Consider the following 22,108-nt stretch of genomic DNA (forward strand, 5'->3'; position numbering starts at 1 on the left):
ACCCGAGGTGCGGGACTGTGGAGGCCCTGCCGGCCAAGCACTTCCTCAAAATCGACGAATACGTCGGACTGCTCGCGGAACACGCCGCCGCGCTCGGCGAGCCCTACGCCCGCCACCTCGGCGACGGAGTCCGGGAGCTGCGCCCGACCCTCGACGGTGCTGCCATACGCATCACGTACTGGCTCACTCCGAACCGCACCGCGGTCCTGCTGACCGTCTTCCGCAAGACAAGAATGCGGGAGGATACCGAGGTCAGGCGCGCCAAACTCGCACAAAAGGTCTGCGAGGCCGAACACGGCCTGGCCCACGAGGAATTCATCCGCACCATCGAGGAAGGAGAGGTAGAGCAATGAGCCACAGCCGCTGGAAGACCCTGCGCGAGCGGAAGCTCGCCGAAGGCTTCACCGAGCCGGAAGACGTGGCCGAGGCCCGTCGCGAGATCCGGCTGTCCATGGCCCTGGCGAAAGCCGTGTATGACCGGCGTACCGAGCTCGGGCTCACCCAGACCGAACTGGCCGACCGCGCGGGCCTCACCCAGGCGAAGATCTCCCGGATCGAAGGCTCCGACACCGTCCCTACGCTGCCGCTCCTGGCCAAGCTGGCCAAGGCTTTGGACGCGGCCCTGAACATCGCCCTCGACAATGACGACACCCAGGTGACCTTCACCGCGCACCGCACCGACGCAGCCTGAGCGTCCTGAGCACCTTCCCACTCTGTGGGTGTCGAGTATTGCCTCCGCGCAGGTCAAGCTGCATGTGCGTATGCGTGGAGGATGCCGCCGAGTCGATCACGTCGATGTACTGAGGGTGAGGGTGATGTGGGCGCGAGGGTGGGCACGTCGGCCTGTGATGCGGACATGCGACGCCGGGTAGAGCGCCGGCTCGGTGGCGAACGCGTCGCCGAGCGCGCGGGCGCGCAGTTCGACGCCTTCCTGCGGGGGGCTGCCGCCGGCGGGGATCCCGCAGGGGTGACGCCGAGGCAGTTGGGCCAGTAGCCACCACAGGGCGAGCGCGGTGATGAGGATGAGGGCAGCGATGACTGCGGGCCACCACCATCAGCCCTGGCTGCTCCAGCGGGCCCGGTCGGCGAAGCTGAGCAGGCGGGGCAACGGCGAGGACCGGCTCCACATCGCATCGACCGCGTTGATCACTCTGACAGCTGCAGCCGCAACTCCGGTCGCACACGTGGTCTCCCCCGTGGTCTCCACCCTCACCGGCGCCGTGACGGGAGTCGCGGTCAACGCCCTGATCCTTCCAGCGACGCACCTGGCCCAGTCGGACGCCGCCGTCCGCCGTCTGGCCCGCTGCACCGGCACGCGGCTGCAGGACATGGGCAAAGGACTGACGCAGGAACGGTCCTCAACTCACGCCTCCATCTGGCTGGAGCGGGCACGCCACCCGGAGCGAGAGGTCTTGGAAGCACGGGAGGAGGTACAAAAAGCCGCGGAGAGTCTGCGCTGGAACGTCCGGGCCGGGACGCGAAGACACCACATGATCCCCCTCCACGAGGGCGCTCTGGAGGTGCTGCACACGGCGTCGTACCAGGTGCGAGGCATCGCAGGACTCTGGCCGACAACCTCGATCACAACGCACACCCCGACTTGAGGCGGGGCTTCGCCGTCCGATACGCCCAGGCCCTCGATCTGGCAGGGCAGGTGTTCATCACGTACGCCGGGATCGGGGCGGCCGGCTCGGCCCAAGCCGATGCCCGAAGGCAGTTGCGCACCCTGATCGAGCGCGTGTCGTCCTGGCATGCCAGGACGACTGACCTCATCGAACACGGAGCACTGGGCAAGCTGGATGCGTGGCATGTCTATGGATCGCTCGTCGCCGACATGGAGCGTCTGCTGACCGACCTGGACCACACCAAGCCGGCCCGCACCGCGGGGCCCGCTACCTGACCCACCCAGCGGGCGACCGTCATCCACGGTTCAGGCGTCGGAGTTGGGTTGGTTGCGGGCGGCGGCGTAGGCCTGGGTGGGAGTCATGTTGATGCCGTTGAACTGGACGGTTTTGAAGGGGCTGACCTGGGCGCAGGATGTGGACTGGTCGGCGGTCTGGGCGTGGGCGTTGGAGACGGCGGCGTGGGTGTCGGCGGGGGCCGGGGAGGTGCTGTGGCCGCTGCCCGTGGGGTAGGTGGTACCGGTAGGCCAGTCGCCGCCGATGACAAGGATCAGGCCGCTGCTGGTGGTCTGTTTGAGGTGGGAGGTCGGCAGGCCGAGGGCGTCGGCGACGGCTTGGGCCTGAGGTTTTTGGCCGGTGCCGTAGGTGAGGATGGTGGCTTGGGTGGTGGGGGCGTTGGCGGTGGTGGTTTTCTGGCTGAAGCCCTTGCCGGTCAGGGCGGTGGCCAGCTGGGATGCGCGGCCGGGGATGCTGGTGCCGTTCTCGATGGTGACGGCGATCCGGGCGGGGTCAACGGGCCCGGCGGTGGCAGAGGCCGCGGCGGACTTCTCGCCGTCGGAGCCAGTCAAAGACTGGTCGTTGGCGATGGTCGCGAACAGTGACTTTGACCCAGTATCTGGCACTACTCGGTTACTGTTGTTGGGGTCGGGGGCGGTCTGCATGGTGGTGAAGGTGATCCGCTTTGAGGGCACCTTGTTCAGGTCGGTGGCCAGGCCGATGAGTTTGTTGATGCTGCCCAGGCCGTTGTCGACGGTGAGGGCTTTGGTGGCGGCGTCGGCGAGGCCGTAGACGGCGGTGGGGTCGGTGAGGGTGCCGGCGCTTTTGAATTTGCGGATCATGGCGCCGAGGAAGAGATGCTGGGCGTAGGTGCGGTCCAGGTCGCTGCCGACGCCGAAGCCGTGGCGGGAGCGGACGAACTCCAGGGCCGCGACCCCCTTGAGGGTGTGGGTGCCCTTCGACAGCTTCAGATGCGAATACGTGTCGTACACGTTGTCGCTGACGCACACGGAGACGCCGCCGACCGCGTCGGACATGCTGACGACGCCGGAGAAGTCGAGCTTGACGAAGTGGTCGATGGGGATGCCGGTGAGCTGGTGGATGGTGGCGACCTGGCAGGCCGGCCCGTAGAACAGGGCGCTGTTGATCTGCCCGTAGTAGCCGCGCGTGCTGTGGTGCGATGTGGGGTCGGTGCAGGCCGGCACCTGGGTCATGGTGTCGCGGGGGATGCTCATGACGGTGGTGTTGGAGCGGTCGGCGGCTATGTGCACGACCATCTCCACGTCTGCGTTCCCCTTGCCGGTCTGCACGCCGGTCTGCGAGCAGCCGCCGCCGAGTTTGCAGTCGGTGGCGCTGGTGCGGCCGTCGGTGCCCATGACGAGGATGTTGATGGGGGTGCGGTCGAGGGCATCGGGTTTTTCGCTGCCGCCGCTGCCATCGAGGGCGACGCTGTTGATGTTGCCGTTGAGGCGGTGGTAGAACCACCACCCGGCGCCGCCCGCGGCCAGCACAACGACGGCCAGGCATATCCCGGCGATCCGCAGGGCCCGCCTGCCTCGGCGCCTCGGCCGAACACGGTGCCGCGTCCGGGCACGACGCCGCGAGCGGCCGCGGTCGACGAACCGGGAGGCCGCCCGCGCGGCGGCTCGGCCGCCTGGGGGACGCCCGTCGACGGGCTTGTCCGTACGTCGGCGGGGCACCTGGGTGGCACGGCGGCGTGTGGCCCGGTCGGCGGAGCCATCCCGCAGGTCACTCATCTCCCACTCCCACGAATGGTCGGGCCCAGTAGGCCGTTGGGTGTGGCCAGGCGTGTGTGGCCGTATCCGTCAGGCGAAGTGGGACGTCAGCTTGCCCGGCTCTGCCATCACACCCCGAAAGACGGCGTGCCGGTATCCGCCCCAGCTGCTCAGGCTCGATCGGGCCGGCTTGCGCCGTTCGTGCCGGCCAGGCCGACGGGCCGGGCAACTCCTCACCACCGTCCAACACCGCCTTGCACACGGCTTGCACGCCGCAGACCACGCCCGGCCCGCAGGAGCACCACGATGCAAAGGCGGCGGGGACACTGCAGTCCCGGGGTCATTTCGGCATGGCCGGTGCCAGGCGCCGCCTGCGACACCGGACGGGCCGAAGTGACGCGCGCCTTCCTTCACGACACGAGGCGGCGCCCCCTTTTCAAGGTTTGACCAATCACATCACGGCGGCTGTTACCGGACCGGGTTCACGACGGAACCCGCCACCTTGGTCCGCACAGCTGCGAGGAGTTCAGACAGCGGCGTGCGAGCGTCCGATGAACAGACGTGGCCAGGGCCGCGCTCGAAATGGACTGTTGGCGCTGTGAATCCGGTGGTGACCGCGCCGAAGGCCGGCACCGCTGGAGGGGCGAGGAGAGCAGCCAGCACCGCAGCTGCCACAGCGCCTATTGACCGTTTGCGCATCAAAGTGTCCCTGATGAGAAGACGTCCCCTTTTCAAGGGCGCTCCGTAACGGACATCTGGTGAACCTCCCCGGCCTGAAGGACTCCGTTGGGATATCCGCAATCCGGTGATGGCGGATATCCCAACGGAGTCGTAAACGCCCGGGCTTGCGCTCAAGAGGAAGGTCAAACGTGCATACCTGTCAGTGCAGGGCGGGGAGCGGGTTGAGGTCTGCCCGCACAGCGAACGCCTCGTGCACCGAACACTCGCCACGGACGCCTTGACGACGTCCGTGCGTGACGTTCATAAGACATGTCAGATCATCGACAGGCGCAGGGACTTCTGCTGGTCTGCGAGGTGCTTCACAGTCGTGCGCAGTCCCGATGTCGTTTCATGACGTCCGGAGTTGCTCTCGTTCAGTCTGGAGAACTCGATGCGCATACGGCGCTATCCCGGCGCGCTGGTCACAGCGGTCGCCGCGCTCGTCGCTGCCTCGGCGACACCGGCCTTCAGCGCGGCCACGCCCAACAGCAGCGCGCTCACGGTCCAGCCGGTGACATCCGACGCCGCAGGCCGGTCATCCCATACCGTCACCTTGGTGACCGGCGACCGGGTGACCGTGACGCCGGGCCCGTTCGGCAAGCCCGGCTACACCGTCGAGCCCCACGACGCCAAGGCCAAGTACGGTTTCCACAGCTACGACGACCTCAAAGGGAACCACTTCGTCATCCCGGACACCGCGGAACCGTACCTGGGACGGATCCTCGACCCGCAGCTGTTCAATGTTACGCAGCTGCTGAAGGACGGCTACGGCGACTCGGCCGACGTGCGGACGCCGATCCGCCTGACCTTTCCCGCGGGTACTACCCCGACGGCGTCACGCTGACGTCTGTCCGTGCAACGTCGGCGGACGGCTACATCACCCCTGATTCCGGAGCACGGTTCGCGGGCGCTCTGCGGGCGCAGATCGCCGCGGACGTCAAGAACAACTGGCACAAGGGGGCGTTCCTCGGCGGCGTGTCCGCGGTGGCGTTCGCCGGCCCGGTCGACGCACCCCAGGTCACCCCGCACTACCCCATGCGTACCGTGCAGGTCCATGTCATCGACAAGGACGGCAATCCGGCTCCCTTCGCAATGTTCTCGATGTACAACGTGGACGATGTGTTCCGGGGCACGACGCCGTTTGCCTTCGCCATCGACGGTGAGGGGCGGGTGAGCCTGCCGGAGGGCAACTACAGCGCCCAGATGCTCTTCTACGACCGCGGTAGCGACGGCCTGATAACCGCGCAGCGTCTGGTGTCGGTTGCGGACTTCAAGGTGGGGCCGGCCGACGGAACCACGCCCAGCATCACTCTGGACGAACGCACTGCAACCACGCAGGTGACCGCGTCCACACCGAAACCGTCGGAGTACAAGAGCATGTCCGTCGCCTGGGTCCGGCACGACGTCGCTCACCCGGATCTCGCTATCGGGCTTGCTGACCTAGCCGGCGGCGTTCCCTACTATGTGAGCGCCGATCAGAAGGCGCAGGTGGGGACGCTGGGATTGGCGGTCGGATATCACGCGGCGGCTCCGGGGCCTGACAGCACCTACTCGTACGACCTGTACTACGAGCATCACGACGGGATCCCGGCCGACCTGCACTACAAGCCCAGCAAGGACCAGCTCACGACAATCGACAACCGGTATCACAGGGATGTCCCGGGCCTCGACGCGGCGTTCACCAGTATCGCGACGGGCTACGTACCGGGGGGCACGTTCGTCGGCGGCGACCAAGTCCAGGCACCCGGACATCACACCGACTACTACACGAAGGTCCCGAACGCCCTCATCCAGGTGCAGGTCCAGCCGACGGCGCCCGGGTACGGGGCTGAAACAGCGGGCTTCGCCGGTGACTGGAAGCCGCTGCCAATGAAGAATTCGCACGCGGACTGGATGCGCGGCACACACGTGCCCACCTTCAACGCCGACACCGACGGCTACTGCTACGGATGCCGCAGCGGGGGCAGCATGGTCTTCGCACCGCTGCAGGAGGGCTACCCGGACAACTACGACAGCACCTACTATCCGTGGTTCGTCAAGCCGCACCTCAGTCTGGACGTCGACGGCACGCAGATCTACGCCGGTGACAGCGCAGGGGTGCTCGTCAGCGGGATGCCGGACGAGGCCCACAGCATCCGGGCGGTCTACGACCGGACGATGACCGTTCCCAACGAGCTCCACGGCACCCAGGTCCACACGGAGTGGACTTTCACCTCCGCCAAGCCCGACGCGAGCGGAATCCCGAGCGACCATTACTGCCCCACCGGCAACAGCGACCCCTGCGCAGCACTCCCGGTGCTCACCACTTCCTACCGGATCGTGGGCGCCGGCCTGTCCGGCCAGGCGGAGTCCGGCCACACCGTGCTCGACCTGACGGTCGCGCACCAGCGCTACGCGGACCAGACCCCGATCCGCACGGTGCAGGCAGAGGTCTCCTTCGATGGAGGCGCCACCTGGCACAAGGCCGAGGTGAAGGCGACCCGCGCAGGCCACTACAGCGCCGACTAGTTCACCCCGCGGTCGGCCATCGGCACCATGCCGACCCTACGTGTCAGCGCCATCGACACCGCCGGCGGCTCCATCACCCAGACCGTGCAGAACGCCTACACCGTGACCGCCCGGCACTGACGCCTTCGGGCCGACAACCACTCGCCCCACTGCTACCGGTCCGCCCTGCCCGGGGGAGGGCGGGCCGGTGATGTCCCGGGTTTCCTGAGGAGATGACATGATACGTCGCCTGCTGAGTACGTTCACCGTCACCGCGCTCTTTGCGGCTCTCGCCGCCGCAGTGCCGACCACCGCCGACGCACTTCCCACCAAGGCTGCTCCGCACGCCCCGACCGGCACGGTCGCCCACGCATGCGGCGCCGCCAGGAGCGGCAAGGCCGCCTGCCTGGCCCAGTACCGCACCGACATCCACGGCGGACGCGGTCTGCGGGGGCCGGCAGCACACGCCCGCCCCGGCACGCAGGCCGCCGGCCTGCCCTCCGGCTACGGACCGGCCGACCTGCGCTCGGCCTACAAGCTCCCCTCGACCGGCGGCGCCAACCAGACCGTCGCCATCGTCGACGCCTACGACGACCCCACTGCCGAGGCTGACCTCGCGGTGTACCAGCAGACCTACGGCCTGTCCGCCTGCACCACCGCCAACGGCTGCTTCCACAAGGTCGACCAGCGAGGCACCACCACCTCCCTGCCCGTCCCCGACCCCGGCTGGTCCCAGGAGATCTCCCTGGACGTGGACATGGTCTCGGCAACCTGCCCCGGCTGCCGCATCCTGCTCGTCGAAGCCGACTCCTCCTCCTACGAGGACCTGGCAGCCGCGGTCGACACCGCCGTCCGCCTGGGGACGACGGAGGTGTCCAACAGCTACGGCGGCCCCGAATACTCCGGCATCATGGACATGGCCAGCCACTACAACCACCCCGGCGTCCCGATCCTGGCCTCATCCGGCGACTCCGGCTTCCAAAACGAAGCCTCCTACCCGGCCTCCCTCAGCAGCGTCATCTCCGTCGGCGGCACCTCACTGACCAAGGCCGCCAACGCCCGCGGCTGGACCGAAGCGGCCTGGGGATCCCCCAACGGCACCCACGGTGCCGCCGGCAGCGGCTGCTCCGCCTGGATCGACAAGCCGGCCTGGCATAAGGACCCCCACTGCGACATGCGCACCGTCTCGGATGTCTCCGCGGTCGCCGACCCGCTCACCGGCGTCGCCGTGTACGACACCTACGGAATCGGCTCCCACGCCGGATGGCTCGTGTTCGGAGGCACCAGCGCCTCCTCACCCATCATCGCCGGCGTCTTCGCCCTGGCGGGCAACGGCAGCCAGATCAATGACGCGTCCTACCTCTACGCACACGCCGACAAGCTCTTCGACGTCACCAGCGGCAGCAACGGCTTCCCCAACGGCGGCTACGACTGCGGCGGCGACTACCTGTGCAACGCCCTTCCCGGCTACGACGGCCCCACCGGACTGGGCACCCCCAACGGCCTCGGCGCCTTCTGACACCGCAACTCACCAGCCCAACAAGCACAGCAGGACAGGTACACACTCCTGGAAACAGCGACATAACAACGTGTGGCCCCGTCCCCCAGGACCGGGCCACACGCCTTGACCGCCCTCTCCGCACCCGATCAGCGGCCGCAACCGGCGCCCTCGCGCGGCACAACAGGAGTCGCGCCTGCGTGCGCGTGCGGTCCAGGGGCTTGCCTGACCCACGCGGCCCCTGACTGCGGTTGGCATCGCGCGGGGAGGTTCAACGGAGAGTCCTGCCGCACGTGGCTGCGGGGGAACTCACTGCGTGTGTGCTCGTCTCAATCCGCATCTGCGGCGACGTCACGCAGGACGGCGGCCACACCGTATACATCCCCGCGGTCATCGTGCAGGAGCGTGGCGTGGAACTCGACGGACAGGCGCGTGCCGTCCTTGTGCACCGCCGGTGCGGCCGCGAGTTTGCCCGGCTCGGCCATCACGCCCCGAAAGACGGCGTGCCGGTATCCGTCCCAGTGGGCCGCGCGGAGCTCCTGAGGAACGATCAGGTCCACCGGCCGGCCCACGGCTTCCTCGGCGGAGTAGCCGAACATCCGGGCAGCACTCGGGTTCCATCTCCGGATGACACCGCTGCGGTCCGCCACGATCACAGCTTCCACTGCCTCGTGAAGGACATCCCGCGCGTAGGAGGCCGGGAGTTCGCCAAAGGGCTCGGTGGTGCCGTCAGCCGTCGCCGGCACAGTGGGGCGGGTGGGCGGTGCATCGGTCATGGCTGCTCTCCTTCATCCCGGGGCCGGCCCGGCGCGGGCAGTGCGCCGGGCCGGTGCGGTGCGGCCCTGCGGGGCTGCCGTCACGAGCGGGCGGACGCGCCAACGTTCGCGGCGGTGAACCCGAGGTCGGTCTGCCCGGTCATGGCAGTGCCCGGTCGCCCGGTCCGCGGCCCTTCCCCACGAGCGCCGCTCAGGCTCGATCGGGCCGGCTTGTGCCGTTCGTTCCGGCCAGGCCGACGGGCCGGGCAACTCCTCACCACCGTCCAACACCGCCTTGCACACGGCTTGCACGCCGCAGACCACGCCCGCCCGGCATCGCAGAGGCACCACGATGCAAACTCGGTGCAAAGGCGGCGGGGACACTGCAGTCTCGGGGTCATTTCGGCGGGTGCCAGGCGCCGCCTGCGACACCGGACGGGCCGAAGTGACGCGCGCCTGCCTTCACGACACGAGGCGGCGCCCCGTTTTCAAGGTTTGACCAATCACGTCACGGCGGCTGTTACCGGACCGGGTTCACGACGGAACCCGCCACCGTGGTCCGCACAGCTGCGAGGAGTTCGAGATGCGCAAGCTTGCTTCACTGTCCATAGCCACCGCCCTCGTTGCCGCAGCAGGTGCGACGGTCGTCGCCGCACCGGCCGCCGGGGCGGCAACTACGCCACACGAGACCACACTCGCCGGCGGTTCCGCGGGGGCATCCAAGCAGACCTCGCAGGACACGGTGAAACTCATTGAGGGCTTCTACGCCGCCTTCGCCAAGGGCGACATTCCCGCCGCGCAGAAGTTCGTCACCGACGACTTCATCATGCACGTGCCGGGCAAGGGCCTCAACGCCGGAGAATACTGGGGGAAAGAAGGCCTTCGAGAGTTCATGGGCCACATCCTGGGCTACAACGGCGGCACCTTCGAACTGAAGGTCCCGCACTTCGCGGTGAACGGCGACACCGCCTTCACCCGCGAGATCGTCACCCTCAACCGCAAGAAGGACCCGGCGAAGATCTGGACGCTGCGCTTCACCATGCAGTACAAGATCAAGGACGGCCGGGTCTCGGAGGCATGGACCATGCCCGAGGAGCAGGACGTCTACGACGCCTACTGGACACCCTCCCTCGACACGCCCCGCGGCACACCGGCCTCCTCCCAGCCGGCGCCCGCACTGCCCGACGGCGCGCACGCCATCTCACCCAAGAACACGGGCTTTTTGAACACCTTCTACAACACGTTCTGGAGCGGAGACCTCAACGGGATCCACCGCATGGTCTCGGACAACGTCGAAGTACGCATCCCCGGGCACTCCGACATCTCAGGCGTGTACAAGGGATGGGACGGCTTCCTCACGTTTCGCAAGCGGGTGATGGCCACCGTCGGAACCCGGTACAAGCTGGACGTCTCCGCGATGGCGGGCGACAGCGCGGGCGGATTCGCGCGCGAGTTCATCCGGATGAACCGTCCCTGGGATCCGGAGGTCAAGTCGGTGGACGTGACCATGTACTACACCATCCGCCACGGAAAGATCGTGAAGATGGAGGACGTTCCGGTGGACACCAACGCCTGGCAGGACTTCTTCACGAACCCGCATAAGGCAAAGTAGCCCCCGGCCGTGCAGCGTCCGGGGCCGGCAATGCGGTTGCCAGCCACGGGCGTTCGTGGCCGAACGGGGGCCTACCACGGCGGGCGCAATGAGGTGGCCGGCTACCGGCGGCCACGTCTGCCGGGCGGGGCGCGGGGGGCGAGGACACGCCTGGGCTGGTGCGCCACGGCGTCTGCAAAGCCGCCAACCCCACAGTCAGCACGGCAGGTTGCCGGTTCGGCACCATCCGCTGGGCGGCGTGCGAGAACAGGTCTGGGGCCGGGCTTTGCCCCGTGGGCGACCGGCGTCGGTGGCACTGGAGGTGCGGTCCAGCAGCGTTCGTACAACCCAGTGCCGGGCCAGGGCATGGCACACATGCCCGTGTGAGCCGCTGTTGACCACACAGGTTGGCAGGGCGATCGCGTCGACTGCCTCAGCAGCCCCTCGGCCTGTTCAGCGTCCACGGATCTGCGGTGAACTGCTCGAACTGCTCCTATTAGATCGCGGCCCTCTTCTGCCCGACCCGAACGGCGACCTGCTCGCGGACTCGCTCGCCCCCCCGCCTCGCGTCGCGTCCGAGGCGGTAACGGCACGAAGGGCGTCGTGCCAAAGACGATCCGGAAGCCAGCCGGAAGATCCGCCCTGCCGGACGAATGCCGTCCCACTGAAGATCTCGGCAATGGTTCCTATTCCGACTCGGCGGCAGGGCGCAGCAGCGTCGTCAGTGCGTTGTCCATGGCCGTCTTGATCTGCGGCGAGTCGATCATGGTGTTGAGGGAGATGGTGACCTGGCGGCTGTGGTCGGCGGTGGTGTAGCTGTAGGTGGTGTATCCCAGGGTTCCGCCGGTGTGACCGTAGGCCGTGCCGTATGCCGGGTCGGTGATGCGGTCGAGTCCGAGTCCATAGGGCGACTGGTTGGGCAGTGGCTTGACGTCCTGCATCTGGCGCAGCAGGGCCGGCGGCAGCAGCTTTCCGCCGATGAGTGCGCTGAAGAAGCGGTTCAGGTCGTGGGTGGTGGAGATCAGCGAACCGGCCGTCGACGCCGCCGACATGTTCTCCTCGGTGACGTCGATGCGCGGGGAGCCCGGGCCGTTCATGCGTATGTAGCCGTGGGCGTGCGGGCCCGGGATCCGGACGGAGTTGTCCGGGAAAGACGTGTGGCGCAGTCCCAGGGGCCCCAGGATCCGGTCGGTGATCTCCTGCTCGGCGCTCTTGCCGGTGACCTTCTCGATCAGCATGCCGAGCACGATGTAGTTGGTGTTGGAGTAGTGGCCGGCAGTGCCCGGCGCGAAGTAGGGGGCGTGCCGGAAGGCTTCGGCGAGCAGTTCCTGGGGCGTCCAGTTACGGAACCGGGTCTTGTACATCTGTTCCAGGCTGCCGCCCCAGAGGGAGTCGGTGTAGTTGAACAGTCCGCTGCGATGGCTGAGCAGTTGCCGGACGGTGATGTGCTTCCCGTTTGGCACCAAGTGGGGCAGGTAGCGCTCGATGGGTGCGTCCAGGCGCACCTTCTTCTCTGCCACGAGCTGCAGCACGGTGGTGGCGACGAATGTTTTGGTGTTGCTTCCGGCGCGGAAGCGTCCGTCGACCGACGGGAGTTGGCGGTGGTGCAGGTTGCCCCTGCCGCTGGTGCCGGTCCATATACCGCGGACGTCGTGTACCTCGGCGATGACGCCGGGCACGCCCGCCGCGACGACGTCGTCCAGGGCCTTGTGCCACGCGAGGTGATCGGCGACGCCGGGCCGGTGAGCAGCAGCACCGTACGTGGCGGCAGCCGCGGGAGGGGCCGAGTCGGCGAAGGCGGGAACCGCCGCGGGCACGGCCAGGGCACCCGACAGGACGGTGGCGGCGGCAAGCAGGGGAAGGCGCATGAAGAAGCCTCTCGCGTACAGGGGTTGTCCGGTTCACAATCCACACGCGCCACCGCGCCCGCCCCAGAGCCGGGCGGGAGACCGGCTGATCACCCGATCTCCCGCCCGGACGGCGGGCGCCGCCCACGGGGAAGCGACGCACCATCCAGCCTCGTCGGCGGCTGCCGTGGTCACCTCAGCCGCGTGGCCGATGCTGCGTCTCCCCCCAACAGGTGAGCGCCCCGCAGCGGTGGTTCTTACGGCGGACCAGGCAGCAGCCGCCCGCGAGCCAGAGTGCCGGCCGGGCCGCACAATGAATGCCTGATATGTGGCATGTATGACCGCTTTGGGCAGCGACCCCCGTGCTGGGTCCGCGAGCTAAGAGTCATCACGTAATGCTGTGATGCCCGTCCGGTGTCTGTGCGGAGGGAGGTGGCGCGCCTGGGTGGCGCTGGTCCGTACAGCCGGCTGTTCCGACGTGGGCCTTGTGCCGCTTGCTTGCGGGGCGGGTCTCATTCGGGGTTTGTCCGGTACCGGGCGGTGGTGTTTTGCCGAGCAGAGGCCCACGGGGGCCGGGAGTTTCCGGCTTGTGGGCTGCCGCGTGGGTGCGGCCCCGTGCGGGGCGGGCACCGCGCTGCGGTTGACTCGACAGGGCCTCTTGCAGCCCTTCATGGAACACGATCTGTGTGGTGCGCGTCTGGACGGTGTCCAGGCGCGCGGTGCTGGGGTCGTCTGGGTCAGCGACACGGACGTGGGCGCCCAGGGCGGCGGAGATCATGTCCCGATCGCCGACGAGCCCGCACGCGCAGGTGTGGATCCGGTCGGCGAGGGTTTTGGTGACCTTCTCGCCGCAGAAGCATGTCTGGGACAGCTTGGTGGTGAAGGTGGAGGCACGGAGGATCCGCCCGCCGGTCTTCTCGCACTCGCGAGCTATGGCGGTGATGAGTCTGCCGGGTGTGGTGGCCTGCAAGGTTTTGCCCCACAGGTGGTACCAGGTGCGGATGTCGCAGTCCTCAACGGTGAGGTTGGCGCCGTGGTCGGCGATGATGTCTTCGGCTATGCGTCGGGCGCGGTGGTCTTTCGCCGCGGCCGCGGTCGCGGCGGCTTCGGAGAGCCGGGCCCGGTTGAGGCGGTAGCCGACCGAGAGAACATCCCGCCGGTACGCCTGCTTCGGGACTCCCGTCTTGTTCGCTGCGCGGGCACCGCCCGGCACCTCGACGACCCGCTCGGGCAGGCTGGCGGCCGCACGTCGCTCAGCCCGGGCGTGCTGCCGCTTCGACGGCCCGTACTGGCCGGGGTTTGATGCCCTGCGGGAGCGGTCCAGGGCGCGTTTGCGGCCACGTTCCTTGCGCCGGGCTTTCGCCAGGGCGGCGCATTCGTCGTCGCAGAGCTCAATGCGGGTCGCCTCGATAGCGCCGTGGGCAGGGTCGAAGGTGGCCGGGAACGAAACGACGGACACGTTGGAGACGTTGCCATCGACCCCACCGACCCGTTCCAGGTCAGCCGCTGCGGCTCGCCGAGCTTTCGTAGCGGGAGATGCGTAACCGCCGCAGAGGGCCATCAGGTGGGCTTCGTACGCCCACCCGCCCGGCGCGGACGCGTCACGACGTCGCACGAGGTCAATCTTGTGCCACGTCTCCGGGTTGTTCAGAAAGTGCAGCAGACGCGGCCAGCGGCCGGAGCCGGACGGCAGCCGTACGGGCAAGACCAGGTCGCCGCGGCTCGAATCGGCGCCCCCGGTGAACACAATCGCCAGGGGCCCGGTGTGGTCCCACCACGTCGCGGCTCGCGTCTTCGGTTTGCCGTCGGCTGTCACCTCGCCCGTCGCAATTCGTCCCGCAGGCCGCGACGGTGCAGGCATACGCCTGGGCTGCTCGAGAACACGCGCCCCCGAGGGGAGCACGGCGGCCTGCTCAGGCGTGGTAACGGTTGGTGCAAGATTGCGGTGCCGGTAGGCGGCCAGGTGCCCGGCGAGCGTGCCGTGCAGGCGGAACGTCTCCCACTTCCGGCCCGTGGTGTGCGAGCGGGCCCGGCCGGGGATACGGGTGTAGTCCCACCACCGGCCCACGCGTGGCCGCCCGTGCCGACGGCCGGAGAAGTCCGGGAACAGGTGCCGACTCACCGACGTCTCAAAAACCTCATCGGCCTGGTGCATCACCAGCGCTTTGGTGACGTGATGGCCCAGATGCTTGGACTTTTCCATGTGCCGGTAAGCGCGACGTTCCATCCCCTCCCGGGACAGGCCAAGCTCAAGACGCCACGCCTTCGCGTCCGCCGCACGGCGGACATCACCCGCCCAGTACGCATCGACTGCGTCCCGGGCATTCCGCTGCAGCGCACGCTTGACGGACCACATCGCCGAGTACAACTGCTCGGCCCGGTGTCGAGTGCCGGGGTCGTGAACGTCCAACGGGAGGCGGATCACCGCAAGCTCGGTGTCCGCACCCCGCGTCCACCGTTTCCCTTTGTTCCTCCCGCGGAACCGGCGCCCGGGAGCAACGGAGGAAGGCACACTCTCAAGCAGCTGCGTGCTCACTGATGACCCACCTCCCTTTTCCCGTTTCCGACCCCCACACCTAATCCGCAGCGTGGCGAGCGCGGCAACCAACGTCGAAGCTACCTGCCGCCACTGACAACGCCCCGTGCAACGGCAGCACTTCGCGGCTCCACGATCCATCCATGCGTCTACGTCTTGCCCGCTGCTCGCCATGGGGCGCGGCAGGGCCGGCGACGGCCGCAGGGCCCGTGGGCCCGCCCGCCCGGCAGGGGCGGGCGGGCGACGGCGTCCACCGCGCCAAGGGGCCGGCGCGGGCGTCGTCGTTCGTCGCGGGCGCGGCGGCGCCCGTTGGGGTGAGGGAACGGCGGGCACCGCGGGGGGGTGTTGCTGCTGTCATCGGGAGCGTGCGTATGCGGCGAGGCCCGCGCGCAAGGGGGCGGGCACCGCCTGGTACAGGGCGATGTGGAGCAGCTCGCCGTCGAACATGAGCGTGTCGCCGTCGGCTGTGAGGAGGCCGACGCGGAGGGCTTGTTCGATCTGCTGGGCCGTTTTCCAGCCGTCGGTGCCTGTGGCCTTGAGCAGCTGTTCGAAGCGGAAGGTGGGGCCGATGAGAGCCGCGGTGCGCAGCAGGTGCGTCATCGGCTCGCCGACGTGGTGGACCAGGTCGAGTGCCGCGTTGATCAGTGTGTCGGGCAGGTGGTCCGGCTCATCCAGTGGTGCGCCCTGGTGGGCGGCTTGGAGGGCCGCGAGGACCAGGGCGGGGCGGCCGGCGGTGAGTTGGTGGACGCGGTGGGCTGCTTGTGGCAGGTCGTGGCGGGCGGCCAGCTCGGCGACGGCAGGGGGCGCAAGCGGTCCAAGGGGCAGCTGGGTGGTGTGGGGAAGGTGTCGTGCGATGCGGTCGGCGCCGTCCTCCCGCGCGCCGAGGACCACCATCATCCGGTGGCCGGTGTCGCCCTGGGTCAGGTGGTGGAGGGTTTCCAGGGTGCGCGCGTCCGCGTAGTGGGCGTCGTCGACGGCCAGCAGCACGGGGTGGTCGGTGGAGAGTCTGCGCAGGAAAAGGGCGGCTGCGTCGGTGTGCGCGTGCGTCGGCGGCCTGGTGTGCTCGTCGCCGTGGCCGGCGGCACCGGTGATCGTGTCGATGTGCGGCATGGCGGCCCGCAGTCGGTGTGCGATGCCGTCGGCGGCGCGGGTGACCTCTTCGGGCCGTGCGGTGCGGCAGTAGTCCGCGATGGCCTGCTCGAGTGCGGGGGTGGCCAGGAGGCGTTCGGGCTGGGGGCATTGTGCGGCAAGGACGGTGGCGCCGTGGTGGTGGGCGTGGCGGTGCAGTGCGGACAGCAGGGCGGAGGTGCCGGCTCCGGCCCCGCCGCGCAGCACGACGGTGGTGGGTTGTTGTCCGGTGAGCGCCTGACGCCACAGTGCCTGCAGTTGGTCGAGTTCTTCATCCCGGCCGGCGAGGTGTGGGTGGGTGGCGCCGGCCGGTGCTGCGGGCCGCGGGTGCGCGGGGGTGGGGGTCGGCCGGCCCTGGCGGATGGCGCCGTGCAGGGCGGTGGTGTGCGGGTCGGGGTCTGCTCCCAGCTCGGTGCGCAGGGTGCGGCGCAGTCGGCTGAAGGTGTGCAGCGCGGCGCCGGCCGAACCGAGACGGTACTGGGCGGTCATCAAGGCGCGCCAGGCCGGCTCGTCGTAGGGGTCGTCGTGCGCGGCTGCCGCGGCCAGGTGCGCCGCCTGCCGGTGGTCGTTCAGGTGGTGGGCGGCCTGCCAGGCGGCTTCGCGGGCACGGCGCACCAGCCGCTCCAGCGTCCGGTCGAGGTCTTGGCTCCAGCCGGCGGGCTGGAACTCCTCGACCGCGCGGCCTGCGCTCAGCAGGTCCAGTGCCCTGCGGGCGGCAACATCGGCGAACGCGGGTTCGCCGGCGTGCAGGTGCCGTTCGGCCGCCTGGGTCAGGCGGGCCGCCTCGTCCACGTCGACCTGCCAGCCCGTGGTGTTGAGCCGGTATCCGGATCCTGTGCGTTCCAGGCAGGTGCCGACCACTTTGCGCAGCCGGCTGACGAGGGAGGCGACCGTCTGCGGGGCGGTGGGCGGGACATGGTCGGGCCAGAGCGTTTCGATGATGGTGTCCTTGCTGACGACCCGGTTGCGGTGGGCGGCCAGCAACGCGAACAGCAGTTCCGCGCGTCCCTTGGGGATGCCGGGCGGGTTGCCGGGCTTTGACCCAAGGAGCTCCAGGGGGCCGATGAGCCGCAGGTGGACGGGCTCTCCCAGGATGAGGGCGGTCGTGCAGGACGGCATGCAGGTGGTGCTCTTTCGTGGCGCGGGGCAAGGACCGGCATCCAGCCTCGCCGCACCGCGCGCCTGCCCGCCAGGGGCTGACGGGACGGCAACCCCTCGGTTTTGGCCGCCGGCCGCACCCCTCGCCCTGCCCCTGGCGCGGCGTTTTAGGGCCGGCTCTGCAGTGCGCGGTGCACCGCGGCGCGCAGGGCCGTGAAGGAGTCGGCGAAGCGCTCCAGTCCTTCCTTCTCGAGGGCGGCCATGACCTCGTCGTAGGCGATGCCGGCGTTCTGGAGCCGGCGCAGGACCTGGGCGGAGTCCCGGTAGGTGCCGCGCACCCCCTGGGCTGGAAAGGCGGCGTGGTCTGTGACCGCGTCGAGCGTGTGGCGGGGCATGGTGGTGATGGTCCCCGGGGCGAGCAACCCGGTCACATAGCGGGTGTCGCTGTAGCGGGGGTTCTTGGTGGCGGTGGAGGCCCACAGGGGCCGCTGCGGGCGGGCGCCCGCGGCGCGCAGGCGCTGCCAGCGCCGGGTGGAGAACGCCTTTTCGTACAGGTGGTAGGCCAGGCGGGCGTTGGCGAGTGCGGCCCGTCCCTGCAGGGCGACCTGTTGGGGGCCGCCCTGTTGGGCCAGGCGGGCATCGACGGCGGCATCGACGCGGGAGACGAAGAAGGAAGCGACCGAGGCGATCGGGGCAAGGGGGCGTCCCTGCGCCTGGGCGTACTCCAGTCCGTCGAAGAAGGCGTGGATGACCTCGCGGTAGCGGCGCAGGCTGAACAGCAGCGTCATGTTGACGCTGATCCCTTCGGCGAGCAGCAGGGTCAGGGCGCGCGCCCCTTCCACCGTGGCCGGCACTTTGATCAGGACGTTGGGCCGGTCGACGAGCTGCCACAGCCGGCGTGCCTCGGTGAGCGTGGCGGCGGTGTCGTGGGCCAGAAGGGGGGAGACTTCCACGGACACATACCCCTCGATGCCGTCGGAGGCCTCGTAGGTGGGGCGCAGCAGGTCACAGGCCTGCCGGACGTCGTGGGTCGTCAGGGCTTGCAGCGCCTGGTCCACGTCCGCGCCTGCGCTGCGCAGTTCCTCCAGTTGCCCGCGGTAGGGACCGCTGCCGTCGCCGATGGCCGCTTGGAAGATCGTCGGGTTGCTGGTGATGCCGGTGACTTTCCCGGCGTGGACGAGTGAGGGCAGTTCGCCCGACTCCAGGTCGTGCCGGTCGAGATCGTCCAGCCACACGGCGACGCCGTGCGCGGTGAGGTGGGCAAGAGGGTCGGTCATGGGTGTCGCTCTTTCTTTTCGGGGCCGGCGTGCGGCATGCCCCCCGGGGTGTGCGGCGAGCCTGGCGGGCGGCTTTGCAGCCGGATTGCACTGCGCGGCCGGGGGCGGGGCGCCGGCTGTGCAAGAGCGGTGCAAGGCGCCGCGCCAGTGTGGGCGGCCCGTCTTCGCCCCGGGGCGGACTCGTCCTGACGGCCGGCCGGTGGCCACCGCCGGTACCGGGCGGCGGAAGCGTCCTGCACCGGGCGGCCGTGGCCTGATCCGTGGGCCATGTGGCCGTGCCTGTGGGCATGCCGCCGGCCCGGGCGCGGGTTGACCCCGCACAACCGCCCCGCATCACGCGGCCCGGTGGCTTCGTGAAAGCGGGCCGCCCGGGGCCGTGAACGGGACGTCCAGACGGCCGGAGGGCGGGCACGGCCAAGGCCGGGCGTCCCGTTGGTACGCGTGTCGTCACGCGGTGATCAGGAGGATGCTGTGGGAACGCAGAGCCGGCGCAGCCTGGGCCGACACAACTGGCGTGAGTGGCTGAGCAAGTTCGCCGCGACCGCGATCCTGCTGCTGGTGATGGTCACCCTCTTCCGGTACCTCTTCGGCGCCGGGAGTGTGCCGGCCCGCGCCCTCCCCTCCCCCGAGGGCCAGTTGGTCGCGGACGCCGTGGTCAGCGGTACCACCGTCGGTCTGCTGATCATCTCGCCGTTCGGGCGGCGTTCGGGCGGCCATATGAACCCGGCTGTCTCGCTGGTGTTTTGGCTGATGGGTGCCCTGCCGGGGCGGGATGCGGCTGCCTACGCCGCCTCCCAACTGGCCGGCCCCGTCGCGGGTGTGGGGCCGACCGGCTGCTGTGGGGCCGGCTGGCGGCGGATCCCGCCGTCGGCTTCGCCGTCAGCCGATCCACTGACCGCCGCGACCGATGCCGTCGCCCGGGATGTCCCGTTTACCGTTTCGCGCAGGTGCATACGTGCGGGCTCGGCTTTGCGTCCGGCCAGGAGATTATTCGGGGACTGTCTTGGTGCGTGCGATGAGTACCGTCACGTCGTCGGCGATTGGTCCTTCGTCGGTCGTAACTGGTTTGGTGGTCCTGGCGCACTGAGTTGATCTTGGCGTCCAACTCGTTGATCATTGGATCTCGTGTCCGACACCCCGCCGCTGCCGAGCTACGCGGAACTGATTGCACTCGTTGGCGAGTTGAGGGCCGAGCTGACGGCCGCCCGGGCCGAGATCGCTGAGCTGCGCGCGGAGAACGGTGAGCTGAAGCGGCGTCTGGGGATGAACTCGAAGAACTCCTCCAAGCCGCCGTCCAGCGACGGGCTGGCGAGGCCGACGTCGCTACGTAAGCCCTCGGGCCGAGGCCCGGGCAAGCCCCGCGGCGGCGCCGGGGGCGCGCTGATGCAGGTCGACGAGCCCGACGCGATCGAGGTCCATTCCCCGACCGCCTGCCTGGGCTGCGCGGGTGACCTGACCGGGGCCGAGGTAGTCTCCATCGAGCGGCGGCAGGTCTTCGACCTGCCCGAGATCCGCCTGCGGGTGACCGAGCACCGCATCGAACACCGCCGCTGCGCCTGCGGGCAGGTCAACGCTGCCGCCACCCCTTCCGACGCCCCCGCCGCCCCGGCCCAGTACGGGCCGCGGCTGAAGAGCCTGGCGGTCTACCTGCTCACTCGCCAGCACCTGCCCTACGAGCGGTGCGCCGAACTGCTGGCCGACTGCCTGGACGCGGATGTGGCCACCGCGACTCTGCTCGGGTGGGCCGGGCAGGCCGCCGAGGCAGTCGCCCCGCACACCGAGGCCGTGCGGCAGCAACTCATCGAGTGCGAGGTGGTCGGCTTCGACGAGACCGGCACCCGGATCGCGGGGCGCACCTGCTGGGTACACACCGCCTGCACCCGCTCGCTGACGCTCTACCAGGTCCACACGAAGCGCGGCGTGAAGGCGTTCGAAGCCATGGGCGTCCTACCGCACTTCACCGGCATCGCGGTCCACGACGGCTGGAAGCCCTACAAGACGTACACCGACGCGGTCCACGCCCTATGCAATGCCCACCACCTGCGCGAACTGGCCTCCGTCGTGGACAACGCGCCTGCCGGCCACCCCGAGGACTGGGCCGAAGAGCTGGCCGCGCTGCTGGTGGACACCTGGGACGAGATCAAGAACATCCAGACCGCGCACCCTCACGCCACCGGCTTCACCGTCGACGCCCTCGAACGCCTCACCGCCCGCTACGAGGAGATCATCGCCGCCGGACGGACCCTGCACCCGCCCCGCGCCCCCGGCGAACCACGCCGCAAACGGGACAAGGCCGCGAACCTGCTCGACCGCCTCGACACCGAAAGCCACCAGGTGCTCCGGTTCGCCTTCGACTGGCGGGTGCCCTTCGACAACAACACCAGCGAGCAGGCCATCCGGATGGCCAAGATCCAGCAGAAGATCTCCGGCGGCTGGCGCACGGCACCCGGAGCCGAGCGCTTCTTCGCCGTGCGCGGCTACCTATCTACCGCCGCCAAGCAGGGCCGCAACCTGCTCGACACCATCACCCGACTCTTCGACGGCCGAGGCGCCTGGATCCCCACCCCAGCCTGACCACCAAACCAGTCACCGTCGGTCAACATGGTGCGCAGCGCTAGGTCGCAGAGGCGCTGGGGTGACGGGTCGATGCTTTGCAGGCTTCGTTTGAGGATTTCCATCCCCTTGTCGATGTCACGGTCGCGCCTTTCTACCAGTCCGTCAGAAAACAGGATGATGAGACTGCCCGGCGGTAGTTCGTGGTCGGTGGTTGGGGAAGGCAGTTCTAGCAGGTTCATGCCCAGAGGGGGGTTTACGAGCACTTCGGGGAATTCAACTCTGCCGGATGGGTCGAGGATCGCTGGGGCCAGGTGGCCGGCGGAGGCGATGGTGCAGCGTTGGGATGTGGGGTCGTACAGGGTGTAAAGACATGTGGCGCCGATGGTGCCCCAGCCGCATGTTTCGTCAGCATCCGAGGTGTCTTCGGTGTCGCCGGCCCCTTCGCCCAGCAGGCGAGTAACCCTGTCTGCTTGGTGCAAAAGCTCGCCGGGAGCCATGCCGAGGGCGGCCAAGGTGCACATGGTGGCCCGCAGCCTTCCCATAGCCGCCGCGGCGTGGATGCCGTGCCCTGTGACGTCGCCGACCACTAGCGCAACCCGGTTACGCGCAAGGGGGATGAGGTCGAACCAGTCCCCGCCGACGCCGACGCTGGTATCTGCGGGCAGATAACGGTACGCCACGTCCAGTGTTGGAAGCTCCTGGATGCATTGGGGCAGCAGCCGTCGTTGCAAGGTGAGGGCGACCTGGTGCGTCTTGGCGTAATGAGTCGCGTTGTCGATGTTCGCTGCTGCCCGGGAGGCCAGCTCCTCCACCAACAGGGCGTCATCGGTCTCGAACGGGATGGGTCTCCGCCATCGGAGCAGTGTCGCCACGCCGATGGCGCGGCCACGGGTAACCAGGGGCACCACCATCACGCTTTGAAGGCTCCCCTCCCTGAAGGGAGGGGATTCTCCACCCTCCAGGGCTGCGTGGGGATTCACG

Annotated in this window: 19 protein-coding genes; 11 read left to right on the top strand and 8 right to left on the bottom strand. The window is 69.1% G+C overall.

Going from position 1 to position 22,108, the window contains the following annotated elements:
* The first annotated feature begins 17 nt into the window (after positions 1–17).
* The 5 genes from ACQEXA_RS61895 to ACQEXA_RS61915 all read left to right on the top strand — a co-directional run bounded on the left by ACQEXA_RS61895 (position 18) and on the right by ACQEXA_RS61915 (position 1,900).
* The gene (locus ACQEXA_RS61895) at positions 18–353 is read left to right on the top strand and encodes a type II toxin-antitoxin system RelE/ParE family toxin (protein WP_432942215.1); all 336 of its coding nucleotides are present in this window, start codon (positions 18–20) and stop codon (positions 351–353) included.
* Positions 350–691, top strand: coding sequence for a helix-turn-helix domain-containing protein (locus ACQEXA_RS61900; RefSeq protein WP_432942217.1), 342 nt, complete (start codon positions 350–352; stop codon positions 689–691). The genes ACQEXA_RS61895 and ACQEXA_RS61900 overlap by 4 nt, the downstream gene beginning before the upstream one ends.
* A 165-nt stretch (positions 692–856) precedes the next feature.
* Positions 857–994, top strand: a complete 138-nt coding sequence (locus ACQEXA_RS61905; RefSeq protein WP_432942219.1) for a hypothetical protein — start codon at positions 857–859, stop codon at positions 992–994.
* Positions 995–1,034: 40 nt separating this feature from the next.
* Positions 1,035–1,604 (top strand): hypothetical protein, encoded by a 570-nt coding sequence (locus tag ACQEXA_RS61910; RefSeq protein WP_432942221.1) that lies wholly within the window; start codon positions 1,035–1,037, stop codon positions 1,602–1,604.
* Complete coding sequence (locus ACQEXA_RS61915; protein ID WP_432942223.1) at positions 1,601–1,900, top strand: hypothetical protein; 300 nt, start codon at positions 1,601–1,603, stop codon at positions 1,898–1,900. Before ACQEXA_RS61910 ends, ACQEXA_RS61915 begins: the two co-directional genes overlap by 4 nt.
* A 30-nt stretch (positions 1,901–1,930) precedes the next feature.
* Here ACQEXA_RS61915 and ACQEXA_RS61920 read toward each other — a convergent pair whose 3' ends face one another.
* Positions 1,931–3,655, bottom strand: coding sequence for an LCP family protein (locus ACQEXA_RS61920; RefSeq protein ID WP_432942225.1), 1,725 nt, complete (start codon positions 3,653–3,655; stop codon positions 1,931–1,933).
* A 972-nt stretch (positions 3,656–4,627) separates the two neighbouring features.
* Positions 4,628–4,753, bottom strand: a complete 126-nt coding sequence (locus tag ACQEXA_RS61925; protein ID WP_432942227.1) for a hypothetical protein — start codon at positions 4,751–4,753, stop codon at positions 4,628–4,630.
* On the opposite strand from ACQEXA_RS61925, the gene ACQEXA_RS61930 reads away from it, so the two are divergent.
* From ACQEXA_RS61930 to ACQEXA_RS61940, 3 genes are all read left to right on the top strand, one after another.
* Positions 4,746–5,198, top strand: a complete 453-nt coding sequence (locus tag ACQEXA_RS61930) for a hypothetical protein (RefSeq protein WP_432942229.1) — start codon at positions 4,746–4,748, stop codon at positions 5,196–5,198. The genes ACQEXA_RS61925 and ACQEXA_RS61930 overlap by 8 nt on opposite strands.
* Positions 5,199–5,329: 131 nt before the next feature.
* Positions 5,330–6,862: a hypothetical protein gene (locus ACQEXA_RS61935; RefSeq protein ID WP_432942231.1), complete on the top strand. Its 1,533-nt coding sequence runs from the start codon at positions 5,330–5,332 to the stop codon at positions 6,860–6,862.
* A gap of 217 nt (positions 6,863–7,079) precedes the next feature.
* Positions 7,080–8,360, top strand: coding sequence for a S53 family peptidase (locus ACQEXA_RS61940; protein ID WP_432942233.1), 1,281 nt, complete (start codon positions 7,080–7,082; stop codon positions 8,358–8,360).
* Between the two features lie 308 nt (positions 8,361–8,668).
* On the opposite strand, the gene ACQEXA_RS61945 is transcribed toward ACQEXA_RS61940, so the two are convergent.
* Positions 8,669–9,115 carry a PAS domain-containing protein gene (locus ACQEXA_RS61945; protein WP_432942235.1) on the bottom strand — a complete coding sequence of 149 codons (447 nt, stop codon included), beginning with the start codon at positions 9,113–9,115 and terminating at the stop codon, positions 8,669–8,671.
* A 562-nt stretch (positions 9,116–9,677) separates the two neighbouring features.
* Here ACQEXA_RS61945 and ACQEXA_RS61950 point away from each other — a divergent pair.
* Complete coding sequence (locus ACQEXA_RS61950) at positions 9,678–10,706, top strand: nuclear transport factor 2 family protein (RefSeq protein ID WP_432942237.1); 1,029 nt, start codon at positions 9,678–9,680, stop codon at positions 10,704–10,706.
* 665 nt (positions 10,707–11,371) lie between these two features.
* Here ACQEXA_RS61950 and ACQEXA_RS61955 read toward each other — a convergent pair.
* The 4 genes from ACQEXA_RS61955 to tal form a co-directional block, all read right to left on the bottom strand.
* Positions 11,372–12,553 (bottom strand): serine hydrolase domain-containing protein, encoded by a 1,182-nt coding sequence (locus ACQEXA_RS61955; protein ID WP_433135404.1) that lies wholly within the window; start codon positions 12,551–12,553, stop codon positions 11,372–11,374.
* A gap of 367 nt (positions 12,554–12,920) precedes the next feature.
* Complete coding sequence (locus tag ACQEXA_RS61960; RefSeq protein ID WP_432942241.1) at positions 12,921–14,957, bottom strand: zinc ribbon domain-containing protein; 2,037 nt, start codon at positions 14,955–14,957, stop codon at positions 12,921–12,923.
* 465 nt (positions 14,958–15,422) lie between these two features.
* The gene (locus ACQEXA_RS61965; RefSeq protein ID WP_433135407.1) at positions 15,423–17,315 is read right to left on the bottom strand and encodes a BTAD domain-containing putative transcriptional regulator; all 1,893 of its coding nucleotides are present in this window, start codon (positions 17,313–17,315) and stop codon (positions 15,423–15,425) included.
* Positions 17,316–17,461: 146 nt separating this feature from the next.
* On the bottom strand, positions 17,462–18,571 hold the full coding sequence (tal, locus tag ACQEXA_RS61970; protein ID WP_432942245.1) for a transaldolase: 1,110 nt from the start codon (positions 18,569–18,571) through the stop codon (positions 17,462–17,464).
* Positions 18,572–19,042: 471 nt separating this feature from the next.
* Between tal and ACQEXA_RS61975 the strand changes: the two genes are divergently transcribed.
* A complete protein-coding gene (locus ACQEXA_RS61975; protein WP_433135409.1) occupies positions 19,043–19,663 on the top strand; it encodes an aquaporin in 621 nt (206 codons plus the stop codon).
* Between the two features lie 33 nt (positions 19,664–19,696).
* Positions 19,697–21,145: an IS66 family transposase gene (gene tnpC / locus ACQEXA_RS61980; RefSeq protein ID WP_432920114.1), complete on the top strand. Its 1,449-nt coding sequence runs from the start codon at positions 19,697–19,699 to the stop codon at positions 21,143–21,145.
* On the opposite strand, the gene ACQEXA_RS61985 is transcribed toward tnpC, so the two are convergent.
* On the bottom strand, positions 21,049–22,107 hold the full coding sequence (locus tag ACQEXA_RS61985) for a PP2C family protein-serine/threonine phosphatase (protein ID WP_433135411.1): 1,059 nt from the start codon (positions 22,105–22,107) through the stop codon (positions 21,049–21,051). The genes tnpC and ACQEXA_RS61985 overlap by 97 nt on opposite strands.
* Position 22,108: the final 1 nt, after the last annotated feature.

The sequence above is a fragment of the Streptomyces sp. CA-106110 genome, assembly GCF_050936285.1.
Taxonomy (GTDB): domain Bacteria; phylum Actinomycetota; class Actinomycetes; order Streptomycetales; family Streptomycetaceae; genus Streptomyces.